Here is a 12,975-nt window from a genome sequence, read left to right on the forward strand (position 1 = left end):
ATGACCAAAACCTGCCAAAGTTATGGCAGGTTTTTTGGTTTTTGAAATTTAATTTGATGATACTTTGTAATATCAAGCATATCTTGGTAAAATGACATCCAACAAAATGAAATCATTGAGAGCCGTCATGCGCATCGATAATCGTCAAGAAAATCAACTTCGCCACATTAGTTTTTCCCGACAATATACCAAACATGCCGAAGGTTCGGTATTGGTATGTTTTGGGGATACCAAGGTTTTATGCACTGCTAGTATCGAAGCTGGCGTGCCACGCTGGCTAAAAGGTCAAGGTAAGGGCTGGCTGACTGCTGAATATGGCATGTTACCACGCGCCACAGGTACCCGTACGCAGCGTGAAGCGGCGCGAGGAAAACAATCAGGGCGCACCCAAGAGATTCAGCGTCTGATCGGGCGTTCATTGCGCGCCATGTTGGATTTGTCAAAGCTTGGCGAAAACACCATTTACATTGATTGCGATGTGATTCAGGCTGATGGCGGTACACGCACAGCCAGTATCAGTGGCGCAGCTGTGGCTTTGATTGATGCTTTAGAATATCTTCAGCGTGATAAGAAACTCACCCAAGACCCGCTTTTGGGATTGGTGGCGGCAGTTTCTGTGGGCATTAAGGATGGTCAGGCGCTGCTTGATCTGAATTATGCCGAAGATTCAACTTGTGATACTGACCTGAATGTGGTGATGACGCAAGCGGGAGGATTTATTGAGATTCAGGGCACCGCAGAAGAAAAGCCGTTCACTCGTGATGAAGCTGATGCGATGCTAGGATTAGCAGAATTAGGCATCAAGCAAATCATCGAAGTACAGAAGCAAGCGCTGGGCTGGTAGTATGCTCACAGTTGACGGCGATGGCGTTATCATCACATTAAATGGACAAGCAAAAGATCCGCTATTTTGGTGGTCGATTGTCTTATTGGTATGCGGCTTGATTGTGGCGGTCATTTGCTTTACTGCCCCTGTATCGATTGCGATAGGCGCACTGTTTTTGTTTGCGGTGCAAATTTTCGCTTTTAATATTCAAAGACAAAAAGCAAAATCTCGCCATATGTTTTCACAAGGTCAGCTCAGATTGACACCCAAGCGCTTTGAAATTAATAATAAAGCCTTAACCTTATCGCAATCAGCCACAGTCACCGCTAAAGATGGCAAAATTACAGTCATCGACCGTGGCATTGAGTATCGTTTTACAGGTTTTGGTGATGTTCGTGAAGTAAAAGTGGCTGAGCAGCTGCTACTGGGTAAGTCTGTCCAAGCCAATCAAGTGACGATCAAATTGGCAGAAACATAATAACTTTCTTTATGATCAAGTCATTCAGAAGGATTGTTGTCAGTCTCTTGAGGGGTCTGTTTGGGTGCTGATATTTCGGTGTGCTCTGCGATCACTGCCGCCAATTTTTGCTCATTTAGCTTGCGAACTTGATTGATTGCAATTGAAATCTCTGCATCGATGAGATCTGCTTGCTGAGCTGCCTCATTATTAATATATTCTTGATCTACAATTGGCGCAGCAGCAGGCATTTGTCGAGACGGCAAATGAAGCTCTGGGGGTGGATTTTGAGGTTGTGCGGCTTGATTATTAGCGCTTGATTGAGGTGTAGCCGATGATGGCTTGGGTTCGTTATCAGGTTCACTGTCAGCGTCTCTGGTTTGAACGGTGGGCTGTGATGGCTCTTCAGCGGACTCTTCTTCTTTAGTTTCTGACGCATCAGCCTCTGCCAGTGCTTCTGACTCTAATAGCTCGGCTTCAGTTAAAGCTTGCAAAACTGCCTTTTCTTCCTCAGACAAAGGTGTGATACTCAAATCAGATGCAGTTTCAGGGTCTTGGGTGGGCGGCGTAGGTTCATAATGAGAGGTTAAATAAATGACGCTGGCAACCAATAACCCAGCCATTGCTATCACTGCAAGCAAGATAATCAAAAAAGAGTGCCGAAAGTTTGACTGATTGGCTTTTGGCTTAACAGGTGGCGGCTTTGGGGTATTCATGGATTGATGATAGACTAAAAAAGAGTAAATGTAGTATAACATATTAATCCTACAAGTGAGGATTTGGTCAAGAATGAGTTTAACCTTTGTTTAACCAGTTTTTGCTAATAACTGAATGATGGATTGCATAATCTAAATTTCATTTAATGATAGACTTTTTAAGGGTGTAATAAAAATTTAATAGCCTTTATGAGGAATTTGTTATAATATTATCCCGTGGCTTACAATTGACTATCGATGTGTTATTAGCACAGCGATGGCTTTAAAATCAAAAAAACTTTACTCTAATTAACATACAGTCTTTGGTGATAGCCAAAGCACAAGCAGTCTTATTACTGCCTGTTATGAGTATGAATACATGATCAATACTTTATACAAACGCTCGATCCGCCTTTTACCAAAAAAACTGCCGTTGAATAAATTAACGGCAGCGGTTTTTGGGATGTCTATATTGCCTGCATTTGCTAACGTCAACCCATTGCAGGTGAATCAGCTTATCAGCATGGCTGTACAGACGCATCCTCTGGTGGGGGCAGCTGTCGCAGATCGGCAAGCCACCTTAGAGGGTGTAACCGCTGCCAAGCTCGGCTATCTACCGACCCCAAGCTTGTCATCTCAGTATGATAGCAATGATGGCAATATAACCAGTTTTGCTGTCAGTCAGCCTTTATGGACAGGGGGGAAGCTTACCGCTGATGTCAATCGAGCCATCAATGACGATAGAGCAGCGAATGCCAAAATCCTCGAGCAGCAAAATGAGGTTGCAAAAAATACCATTGATGTATGGCAAAGTTATATTTATGCGTTGTCGCTACAAGAGCTTTATATTAATAATCTAAAACAGCTAGAAGAATTTGAGGCGATGATGCAGCGCCGAGTCTCTCAAGGCGTCTCTGCAAAAATTGAGCTAGATCTTGTCACCAATCGCATCTTGCAAGATCAAAACTCACTACAAGGTGCCATCGAACAGCAGCGAATCGCTGAGGCGCGACTTGAGCAGATGATCGGGGTTTCTGTGGGTGCGCCTAGCGGCATGAATGTGGCAGAAATGGCAAAGCAAGCCAAAGAGCAGTCCCAAAATTATGGCGATTTGGCGTTTGCTCAGATTAGTGAAAATCATCCAAGTGTGATCCGCCAGCGTTTTGAGATTGACTCAGCGCGTTATGAGGTCAAGTCACAGCGTGCCAGTCAAATGCCCACGGTGTATGTACAATACAAAAACGATTATCATCATCGTAATAATCGCTTTGAAGATAATGTGACAGTTGGTGTGAGCTATAATCCTGGCGCAGGTTTTTCAAATATTGCCCTGGCGCGCGCTTCAGAGGCTCGTGTTCAAAGTTTGATTCAGTCTCAAGAAGCTGCCAGACGCACAGTGATGGAAAATATCCAGACACAATATCAGCAATTCGTCAGTGCGCGCGATCAAGAATTGTCTTTAACAGCGGCAGTGGCAGGCGCACAGATTGTATTAAATTCATATCGCCGTCAGTTCATTGCGGGACGTAAAAGCTGGCTTGAGGTTCTAAATTCATTGCGTGATCAAGCGCAATATGAGCAGCAGCTACGCCAAGTCCAAGCACAAATGGTCGCCAATTTTTATAAACTGCAAGTGGATTTTGCTTTGATGCCATGGCAGCAAGAAGGGGTGAGATTCATTCAGCAGCCGGCGGGCGAGTTTCGTCCTTTTGTCTATGCCAAAGACGAGTTAGGCGAGTATCTGGCAGCCAGACAAGGATCTGAGCAGTCCACCAGTCTATCAACGGTTGAATACCCCGCTTCTCTACCTTCGACGACAGAGCCTATGATTCGCGATGTGTCTGATGTTATCGATGACTGGGAATATCATGATAGCAGCGATGGCTTGCCAGAAAATCCCACTCAAGATGAGATAGAGTCGGTCTTACAAGATTTTGCACGAACAAACAGCGATCACTTGACCATAGCGCCACCAGTGATGGTTGGTAATATTACTATTGATTCTGATATTAATCGCTTGATTGCTCAAGATTTGCTGAATCATGCATATTCATCAGATGAAGAGTCGGCTCATGTTTATTTTGGCTGCTTCGCCCTTATTACATGATCATATCAATGAATCGCTGATCTTGGATGCTTATTATCCGAAATCTTATCAAAATATCGCAGCACAGCAGTACTATACCGCCTCTGTAAACGAATAATTTAGTCTCAGTTAAAACTGATATCGCCGATCAAGGAAAATTAGTCATGTCTTTGCCCACGCAAGATATTCAAGTTCACCAAAATATCAATCCTCAAGAGCTTGCGCATGCTGTCAACATCATATTAAAGGAGCAAGGCTACCCAGTTGATAAAAATCGCATGCAGTCAAGTCTGGCGTTGGCAACAAAGACGACGACGCCGCGCGCAAGTCTTGAAACGATGCTACAGTCATTGGGCGTAAATGACGGCATACAGATCTTAGCAGCGCCAGATGCTGCTTTTATGCCGCTTTTGGGCTATCATAAAATTTTGGGGTTTGGGCGTATTGTTCAATTAGAACAAGATATTTGGGTGTTTGTTCAACAAGATCAAACACATCGCTGCCGTGCCGAAGATTTTGAATTGACAGCGAAAATTGACATTAAAGGTGTCGCACAGCAGCAACAAAAGATCACTTTCGCCAAACTGTTGCGCGAAAATATCTTGGAGCATAAGTCAGTTGTTATTGAAGCGGTGATTGCTTCATTCATCATCAGCTTATTAGCACTGGCAGTTTCGCTATTTTCGATGCAAGTTTATGACCGCGTTATCCCTACCAGAAGTGAATACACTCTTATCATTTTGAGCTCGGGTGTGGCTTTGGTGATTTTCTTTGAAGCATTCATGAAATTTGCGCGTTCGCGTGTCATGGATCGAATGGTGGTTGGGATGGACCAAAATTTATCGCGTTCTGTGTTTGAGCGACTGCTCAAAGTACGCGTGGATCAGATGCCAAATTCGGTCGGCTCTTTGGCGGCGCAGTTAAGAGGCTATGAGCAAGTACGCAGCTTTTTTACTGCATCGACTTTGTTTACCTTGGTTGATTTGCCAATGAGCATCTTGTATCTTGCCATCATTGCTGTAATCGGCTCTCCCATTATTGCGCTTGTACCCTTGATCGCTGCCATTATTGGTTTATTGCTTGGTCTGCACAGTACAAATAAAATCAATCAAATCGCCCAAGAAGGCGCTCAAGCTTCCTATCAAAAAACGGGTATCTTGGTTGAAGCTGTTGAAGGCATTGAGACCATTAAAGCAGGTTCGGGTAATTGGAAATTTTTATCCAAATGGCTCAATGTCATGAATGTCACCACTCAAAACGACCTAAAAATGCGTCACGCTAATGACAATTTAAACTATATTGTGCAGATGCTACAGCAGGTGAGCTATGTGGGGATTGTGATTACAGGTGCTTATATTGTTATGAATGGCGATATGACCATCGGTGGCTTGATTGCTTCGACCATTTTGGGCGGTCGTATTTTGTCGCCGATCATGAATGTGCCAAATATGCTTGTGCAATATTCCCATGCCAAAGCTGCCCAAATGAACATTGAAAATCTGTATAACCTTCAGCAAGATAACCAAGGCGTCAATTATCCTTTATCGCCTTCAAAAATTTATGGTAATTATCAATGCAGCCAATTACAGTTTAATTATGCAGGTAATGATCGCCCAGCGCTTCAGGTGCCTAATTTAACGATTCGTGCCGGCGAGCGCGTGGCTATCTTGGGGACGATCGGTTCGGGTAAGTCAACTTTACTTAAGCTGCTTTCGGGGCTGTATGCGCCTACATCAGGGCATATTTTGCTAGATGGTTTGGATATGTCGCAAATTAGCCGAGAAAGCTTAAGCGATCAAGTGGGGTATCTACAGCAGGATCACCGTCTGTTCCAGGGCACACTTCGAGATAACTTGCTGATCGGTATGCCGACGCCGAATGACGATGTATTGAGCCGAGCCTTGCATAGAACAGGTTTGATCAAGTTGGTTTCAGGGCATTCTAGCGGTTTGGATCTGATGATCAGTGAAGGCGGCAAGGGGCTGTCAGGAGGTCAAAAGCAGCTCGTGGCATTCACGCGCTTGGTGCTGACTCAGCCATCTGTATGGCTGCTGGATGAGCCGACCGCCTCCATGGATAATAACCAAGAACAGCAGTGTATCCAAGTGTTGGCTCAGGAGCTGCAAGACCCACAAAAAACCTTGATTTTGTCAACTCACAAATCTGCGCTATTGGCATTGGTAGATCGTATTATTATTATGAATGATAGTAAGATTGTGATGGATGGTCCAAAGCAGGCAGTTTTGGATCAGCTGCGAAAAAATGAAGAAGCTGCTCGGGCTCAGCACCAAACCAAAGTCGTACAAGCTCAAGCTGCTTCAAAGCCTGAGGCTCGCATCACAGACGGTCAAGCGCCCACGACGCCAGCTCAGTCATAATATAGTGTGATATGATCATCGATGATGATTGGTGTAGTATTAGCTTAGTATTTTATAAAATAAATCCATTGTTTGTGGAAAATTTAAATAATGTCAAATTCATATCGCTATCAGCCGCATAAACCCAATTCAAATAGGGCGCAAATTATCATTTGGACGGCTTTGGTTACAGTGTTGGTGCTGCTAACTTGGGCATATTTTGCTAAGATTGACCAGGTGACGCGCGCGACAGCAACAGTTATTGCAAGCGCTCGCACCCAAGAAATCCAAGCATCAGAAGGCGGGGTATTGTCGTCAATCTTGGTAAAAGAAGGTGAAGATGTTAAGCGAGGTCAGCTGCTTTTGGTGTTGGAAGAAGAGCGTGCTCAAGCTGCACTTGATAATTCAGCAACCAAAGTAGCGGCACTGCAAGCCAAAGTAGCACGACTAGAAGCTGAGATTTTAAATCGTCCATTGACATTTCCAGAGAGCGTCAATCGCTACCCTGAATATGTCCAAAACCAAACAGAGCTTTATCACCGTCGACGCCAAGCCATTTCTCAGGATATTGCATCACTTGAGCAGATGTTATCTTTGGCAAGTCAAGAATTGGCAATCAACGAGCCTTTATTAGAATATGGCGACGTAAGCCAAGCTGATGTGATTCGCCTGCGTCGTCAAGTGGCAGATATTAAAGCCCAGATCACCAATAAGCGCAACAAATACTTTGAAGATGCACAAGCAGAAATGACACGTGCTCAAGAAGAGCTTCAAGCTGAACAAGAGCAACTCCGTGACCGCAGTCAGGTACTCCAAGAAAAACGCTTGCTTGCCCCAACGGCAGGCAAGATAAATAATATTCGTGTCACAACAATTGGCGGTGTGGTTAGACCAGGTGAGGTGATTATGGAGATTTTACCAACAGACAGTGATTTGGTGGTTGAAGCGAAAGTTCGTCCTGCTGATATTGCTTATGTTAAAGAAGGCCAAACTGCCAGCGTTAAGCTAGATGCTTATGATTATTCTATTTTTGGGGCGATGAAAGGAGAAGTAGTTTATATCAGCCCAGATACGCTAAGTGAACCAAGTCCTCAAGGTGAACGGTCGTATTACCGAGTACAAATCCGTATCTCTGGTGCTGAATTTGATGGCAGAGCTGATGATATTGTGATTCGCCCAGGCATGACTGCCAGCGTCGATATCAAAGCAATGGAGCGAAGCGTCCTATCTTACTTGACCAAGCCAATCACCAAAACATTATCAGAAGGTTTGGGCGAGCGTTGATTTTCAATTTACATAAAAAACTTATCAAACAAACCTTAATCTGCAGTGGCATTATCGCTGCTGCTATCATGTTCATTGGGTGTCAGCCTCCCGACGAGGTCGCCCATGAACAAGATCATGGTATCGCTCATGGGCAGCTTGAACACCCAAAAGCCTTGCCGTGTCATAATGAGCTGATTTCCCAAAGTTTTGAAAAAAGACGTTCTGATGTACAAGTCAAAGGCTGTGGTAGGGTGCGGGCAATATTAAAAGATGATCTCAAAGGCAGCCGTCATCAAAAATTCATTGTCGATTTACAAGGATACCCCCATACTGTATTAATCGCTCATAATATTGATTTGGCACCACGCGTTGATGCCCTTAATCAAGGGGATTGGGTGGATTTTTATGGTGAATATGAATATACCGAGCAAGGTGGCGTCGTGCATTGGACACACCATGATCCTGCTGGTCGCCACCAAGATGGATATATCGTCCATCATGCTCAAAAGTATCAGTAGCTTGCGCACTGATGAGTCATATTTGCGCTTGACTGAAATTTTTTATCTTTGTTTGGATTTTAGACTGTGCTATGATAGCCGAGTTTAAAACCCATCACCAAAATCACTCATTTTGATTGGTGCGATGAGTTATTTAGAGTAAGTTCATGAAAATTTCACTTTCTACCCTATCTGCATCTGTCTTGGCTTGTTTGAGCTTGATGTGCACTCAAAATGCCCACGCAGTACCTAATCCTGTTGCCTTTGTTGAAGAGATACAAGATGACGCTGTGACAACAGATACTCAAGCTAACAATAGTAGCCCCATAGCGCTTGAGCCACAATCGGCACCTGTGGTGACAGCCATCATCACGAAGGCTGAGCCTGCTTTTGATGCGCCGCAGGCAGTGCCATCTGCTGCCGATGAGCAAAGATTTTATAAAGCAGCTTTAGACGACAGAACCATGCTGATGAACTGCGCGGAGCTGACCCAAGATGCCATGCGTTTGGCATGCTATGATACATTGGCGCGCGGTGAAAATCCCACGGTAATCGAAACAAAGCGCCCTATTAAGCTGGGTGAAACACTATGGCAAACCCTCAAGGGTAATCCTCAGATTGTTTATACCGAAACCTCTGATCCTGTGATATTGACAGGCGATGAGCAGGGCTTATTGACCGAAGAAGACACCAAGCAGCTTGAGCGCGTGGCAAAGCAGTTCACGCCTTTGAGCTTGTCATTTGACCTAGATCGTAACAATACACCGCTTTGGTCATCACGCCCACACAACCCCATGTATGTACTGCCTTTATTCATGAATGGTAAGCCTAATCGCAGCCCAAGCACGCCAAACTTTGAGCCAAAACATTATACCCTCAACGAGTTTCGTGCACCTGAATTAAAATTCCAAGTCTCTGTTAAGGTAAAGGCAGCCGAAGATTTGTGGGGCACGGAGACAGACTTGTGGTTTGGTTACACTCAGCAGTCGCATTGGCAGATTTATAACGAAGATAATTCTCGCCCATTTCGTGTGCATGATTATCAGCCTGAGATCTTCTTGACACAGCCTGTGTATTCAAACTTACCATGGGGCGGTAAACTGCGCATGATCGGTACTGGCGCTGTCCATCATTCAAATGGTGAGAGCGAAAATCTTTCTCGGTCGTGGAATCGCGCTTATCTGATGGCAGGCATGGAGTGGGGTAATCTGACTGTCATGCCACGCCTGTGGGCTCGAATCTTAAAAGAAGGTAACCACCTCCAGCCAGATGACAACCCTGATGTCTTGGATTATTATGGCTATGGCGATGTGCGTTTTTTGTATCAATTAGAAAATAAAAGCAACATCTCAGGAACAGCGCGCTATAATCCAAAAACTGGTAAAGGTGCGCTGCAGTTAGACTATGTACATCCTTTGGGTAAAGGAATTAGTGGCTATTTTCAAATATTCCAAGGCTATGGGCAGTCTTTCATTGATTATAATCACGAAACGACCAGCTTTGGTATTGGACTTATGCTCAATGACTGGATGGGCTTATAAATCAGTCCCAAACTGATGCGGAACATGGCTTGATAAACTCATCTTCAAATCATAAACTTGAGCAGGCGTTCGATCATGGCGTCCTGCCTAAGCCTGTGTTTCATCAGCCGCTTTGGGTGCATCATCAGGCGGCGATTTGGCTATTTTGGGTGCATCGCCGCTGCTGTCTGTGTGGGCTTGTGTGTCCTGACTACAAAAGAGTGAAAATGAATTTTATATGTGAGCATTGCCAAAGTGGCATGCCTCGCCAAATTCCTGCGATAAAAATCCCACTCAATCACGCCAATGCCGCATATCAAAACCTGAATATTATCAAGACACCTGACAGTCAGCAGCGATTTTTGCGCACATATCCTGCGAGTTATTATCAATATCCAGTAAATCTTTTGATGAATTATTTTAAGGATAAAGAAGATGCCAGATCACTGCTAGGTTTGTATTCTTTACTGGCTGGACTACCCAAGCCTGAGCATTGCCACGCTGGCAATACAGTGATTTTGCCCATTCCGACGACTTCTGATCGCATACGCCATCGCGGTTTTAATCCAGTGCTGATATTGGCAAAATTTTTGGCTTGGCGTTGGCAACTGCCAATTTGGCAAGGGGTTGCTCGTCATGATGGCAGGCGTCATCAGCGCGGCTTAAGCCGAGATGAGCGCCTGACTAATATCCAGACCGATTTTTATTTATGTCAACAAATCCCTACTCGTCAAATCATTTTGTTTGATGATGTGGTCACCACAGGATCCACCATGGCAGCCGTTGCAAAGCTATTGATGAATCGGCGAAAAACCGTGCGTATGATAGGGATTTGTGTGGCGCACGGATCGGCTGACTTTGGTCTTGATCGCGCATGAATAGAAAAAAACGCGCCCCCTTGATGACTGCTTATGAAAGCGGTTTTGGGCTAATAGAAGTATTGGTTTCGCTTTTATTGTTATCGGTGGTGGCGCTTGGATTAATTACGGTACAAGGGCGGCTACTTATTCAGACTAAGGATGCCGATCTTCGCTTGCAGGCAGTGCAGCTGATGGTAAATGATTACCATGCACTTCGATCATTGACGCCTGACCAAAAGCAGGCTTATATTCAAACACTCCAAAGGATCGCTCAAACAGCACAAAGCCAATCAGAATCAGCCATTGCCAACTATCAAATGGCAGCTCACGCCATCTCAACTGGCTGTGATATGGGATGCGATTTGGATGGGCAGGCTCAAGCTTTGGCGATACAGTCAGCACAGATTGCTGCACGAGCACATATCATACTGTCGGTCACTGAGTGTCAATCAGGTCATTGCTGGGTTGCAGGATGGGGTGCTCAAGCTTTTGAGCAAATCAAAACTTGTCCCACTGATGGATTTGGCTTAAAGACAAGTTCATCAAGCTGCGCCATCATGGATGGTTTATGAGAGTGATATTGACCAAAAATCAGCAAGGCATGACATTGATGGAGTTAGTGGTTGCCTTGGGTTTGGGTTCACTCATTATCTTGATGGCGGTGAGTCTTTATGCATTATCAGCAAAAAATAGCGCCCAAACCTATAGCATTGCACAGTTTATAGATCGTGAAACTTTGGGCATCGCAGCGATTACCGAGCAGCTTAGACTGACAGGCATCGGCATGATTGATTCGCCAGCTGTGCTTGTAAATAGGGATGAGCTGACAGGTATCACCACCAGTCAAAGCATCAATCTTAATCGCCGGCTTTCCCAAACAGGGGGCTTGCCAAGTCATTATGCCAAATCCTCCGACCAGCTTACCATACGCTATATTGCGCCTGCTGATATGTGGGACTGTGAAGGGGATGTGGTTCTTGGTCCACGACGAGCGCGCCTAAAAAACGGAAACATGTCTATGGTAGATGGTCAAGTTGTCATCGAAAGATATTTCGTTGAAACAGAAGCGGATGGCTCGCTGTCTCTACGGTGTGATGCGGGGCGCTACATTACTGACGATATCGTGCGCGACAGTACCCGAGATCGACGGGGTATCAGTGCGCCCTATATTACCGCTATCATTGATACTCAAGTCAACAAACGATTTGGCACCGATAAACCTCATCACGTTCGCGGACTTGGTAAGGGAGATGTGATACTTTCGGATATTGAAGGGTTTTGGGTGCGGCTAATCGTGGATGACGGGACGCTTAGACGCAGCATGACGATCGAAGACTATCAAGCGCGCTGGTATGGTTATCCGATTGTCGGTGTGCAGCTTGCCATACTAAGTCGCAGCTCGCCTGCACCGAATACAATTAAGACCCAAGACTTTTTAATTTTTGATGACGTGATCTCACCGCCTGATGATGGCTTGCCAAGAAGACTGCACGTGATGACTGTAAATTTTGTCAATGTTCTTCAAAATCATCCAAAGACAAGTCAAAGCGGCAGAATCATCCATGAATAACTCTGTCAATCAGTTTAGCACTCTAAAAGCATTTCCAATAAGCGCGTATGGCAAGCGTCAATCAGGCTTTGTATTGTTGGCTGTTTTGGTGATATTGCTGTTAATAAGTGGTCTCACGGCACTCATGATGAGCCAAAATTCTGTAGATGTGCGAAGTGTGCTTTATCATCAAAATCAATCCAAGCTTTTGATAACAGCTGATCAAACGACCATGAACCTGTGGCAATTACCACCTGAGCGTCTTGTACAGATGGCTCAGGCTGAGACATGGCTTGCCTCATTAGCTGCCAATAATGATTTGACCAAAATTTATACAGCCCAAAGTTGTGATGACTGGCAGACGTTCACCGTCAGCACACTTGATGATCCGCCGCTACAGTGCCATCACGCCGCACCATTGCTATTTTGGCAAGCGGCTTATATAGAGCCTATTGGCACAAACCATTATTTGCATAAACTGCCCCAAAATACACCGCCACAACAATCAACTTCCGATCTTCAGAATTCTGATCACGAATCGACAGATCAGAATGTGGCTGACCATGAAATTTTTCATTTGCGGCTATACGCCATTGCCGCCCAAAATTCAGAAGGCATCGCTCAATGTGAAGAGCCGCTATATCAAGCGCGCATCGCAGCTTGTCTAAGTGAGCATGGGGTCATTCATAAAATCAGCGTTGCTGAATGGCTGATTGAGCGTCAAAATACCCTAAACTCTGACCCAGCTTCTGAAACGGTCGCTGCTTTGACGATCACGCCTTTGCGAATCTATGATATCCGCTCTATGCGTGAATAAATCACGCAGAATAAAAAGAACTGATGGTTCACAAAAAATTATCGC

General features: G+C 44.9%; 12 protein-coding genes. 11 read left to right on the top strand and 1 reads right to left on the bottom strand.

Annotated elements, in window-relative coordinates; genetic code table 11:
• The first annotated feature begins 127 nt into the window (after window positions 1-127).
• Window positions 128-844, top strand: a complete 717-nt coding sequence (gene rph, locus AO382_RS00440; protein ID WP_064617228.1) for a ribonuclease PH — start codon at window positions 128-130, stop codon at window positions 842-844.
• Between the two features lies 1 nt (window position 845).
• Entirely contained in the window at window positions 846-1,304 is a 459-nt protein-coding gene (locus tag AO382_RS00445; protein ID WP_064617231.1) for a hypothetical protein, read from the top strand.
• Window positions 1,305-1,324: 20 nt separating this feature from the next.
• Here the strand turns inward: AO382_RS00445 and AO382_RS00450 are convergent, their stop codons facing one another.
• Window positions 1,325-1,999, bottom strand: coding sequence for a hypothetical protein (locus AO382_RS00450; RefSeq protein WP_147286447.1), 675 nt, complete (start codon window positions 1,997-1,999; stop codon window positions 1,325-1,327).
• A 358-nt stretch (window positions 2,000-2,357) separates the two neighbouring features.
• Between AO382_RS00450 and AO382_RS00455 the strand changes: the two genes are divergently transcribed.
• From AO382_RS00455 to AO382_RS00495, 9 genes are all read left to right on the top strand, one after another.
• Window positions 2,358-4,085 carry a TolC family protein gene (locus AO382_RS00455; RefSeq protein ID WP_064617235.1) on the top strand — a complete coding sequence of 576 codons (1,728 nt, stop codon included), beginning with the start codon at window positions 2,358-2,360 and terminating at the stop codon, window positions 4,083-4,085.
• A gap of 143 nt (window positions 4,086-4,228) precedes the next feature.
• A complete protein-coding gene (locus AO382_RS00460) occupies window positions 4,229-6,442 on the top strand; it encodes a type I secretion system permease/ATPase (RefSeq protein ID WP_064617237.1) in 2,214 nt (737 codons plus the stop codon).
• Window positions 6,443-6,532: 90 nt separating this feature from the next.
• The gene (locus AO382_RS00465; RefSeq protein ID WP_064617238.1) at window positions 6,533-7,705 is read left to right on the top strand and encodes an HlyD family type I secretion periplasmic adaptor subunit; all 1,173 of its coding nucleotides are present in this window, start codon (window positions 6,533-6,535) and stop codon (window positions 7,703-7,705) included.
• A gap of 68 nt (window positions 7,706-7,773) precedes the next feature.
• Window positions 7,774-8,205 carry a DUF3465 domain-containing protein gene (locus tag AO382_RS00470; protein ID WP_064617885.1) on the top strand — a complete coding sequence of 144 codons (432 nt, stop codon included), beginning with the start codon at window positions 7,774-7,776 and terminating at the stop codon, window positions 8,203-8,205.
• A 146-nt stretch (window positions 8,206-8,351) separates the two neighbouring features.
• A complete protein-coding gene (locus AO382_RS00475; RefSeq protein WP_064617240.1) occupies window positions 8,352-9,725 on the top strand; it encodes a phospholipase A in 1,374 nt (457 codons plus the stop codon).
• A 29-nt stretch (window positions 9,726-9,754) separates the two neighbouring features.
• Complete coding sequence (locus AO382_RS00480) at window positions 9,755-10,582, top strand: ComF family protein (RefSeq protein ID WP_227513587.1); 828 nt, start codon at window positions 9,755-9,757, stop codon at window positions 10,580-10,582.
• Window positions 10,579-11,136 (top strand): prepilin-type N-terminal cleavage/methylation domain-containing protein, encoded by a 558-nt coding sequence (locus AO382_RS00485; protein ID WP_064611602.1) that lies wholly within the window; start codon window positions 10,579-10,581, stop codon window positions 11,134-11,136. The genes AO382_RS00480 and AO382_RS00485 overlap by 4 nt, the downstream gene beginning before the upstream one ends.
• Window positions 11,133-12,134 carry a prepilin-type N-terminal cleavage/methylation domain-containing protein gene (locus AO382_RS00490; RefSeq protein ID WP_064617243.1) on the top strand — a complete coding sequence of 334 codons (1,002 nt, stop codon included), beginning with the start codon at window positions 11,133-11,135 and terminating at the stop codon, window positions 12,132-12,134. Before AO382_RS00485 ends, AO382_RS00490 begins: the two co-directional genes overlap by 4 nt.
• Window positions 12,127-12,930, top strand: coding sequence for a hypothetical protein (locus AO382_RS00495; RefSeq protein WP_064617244.1), 804 nt, complete (start codon window positions 12,127-12,129; stop codon window positions 12,928-12,930). The genes AO382_RS00490 and AO382_RS00495 overlap by 8 nt, the downstream gene beginning before the upstream one ends.
• The last annotated feature ends 45 nt before the right edge of the window (window positions 12,931-12,975 follow it).

The sequence above is a fragment of the Moraxella catarrhalis genome, assembly GCF_001656295.1.
Taxonomy (GTDB): domain Bacteria; phylum Pseudomonadota; class Gammaproteobacteria; order Pseudomonadales; family Moraxellaceae; genus Moraxella; species Moraxella veridica.

Coding starts and splice junctions, on each gene's coding strand:
- AO382_RS00485 (WP_064611602.1), top strand. CDS start 10,579: ATGAATAGAAAAAAACGCGCCCCCTTGATGACTGCTTATGAAAGCGGT.
- AO382_RS00495 (WP_064617244.1), top strand. CDS start 12,127: ATGAATAACTCTGTCAATCAGTTTAGCACTCTAAAAGCATTTCCAATA.
- AO382_RS00450 (WP_147286447.1), bottom strand. CDS start 1,999: ATGAATACCCCAAAGCCGCCACCTGTTAAGCCAAAAGCCAATCAGTCA.
- AO382_RS00460 (WP_064617237.1), top strand. CDS start 4,229: ATGTCTTTGCCCACGCAAGATATTCAAGTTCACCAAAATATCAATCCT.
- AO382_RS00490 (WP_064617243.1), top strand. CDS start 11,133: ATGAGAGTGATATTGACCAAAAATCAGCAAGGCATGACATTGATGGAG.
- AO382_RS00470 (WP_064617885.1), top strand. CDS start 7,774: ATGTTCATTGGGTGTCAGCCTCCCGACGAGGTCGCCCATGAACAAGAT.
- AO382_RS00465 (WP_064617238.1), top strand. CDS start 6,533: ATGTCAAATTCATATCGCTATCAGCCGCATAAACCCAATTCAAATAGG.
- rph (WP_064617228.1), top strand. CDS start 128: ATGCGCATCGATAATCGTCAAGAAAATCAACTTCGCCACATTAGTTTT.
- AO382_RS00475 (WP_064617240.1), top strand. CDS start 8,352: ATGAAAATTTCACTTTCTACCCTATCTGCATCTGTCTTGGCTTGTTTG.
- AO382_RS00455 (WP_064617235.1), top strand. CDS start 2,358: ATGATCAATACTTTATACAAACGCTCGATCCGCCTTTTACCAAAAAAA.
- AO382_RS00445 (WP_064617231.1), top strand. CDS start 846: ATGCTCACAGTTGACGGCGATGGCGTTATCATCACATTAAATGGACAA.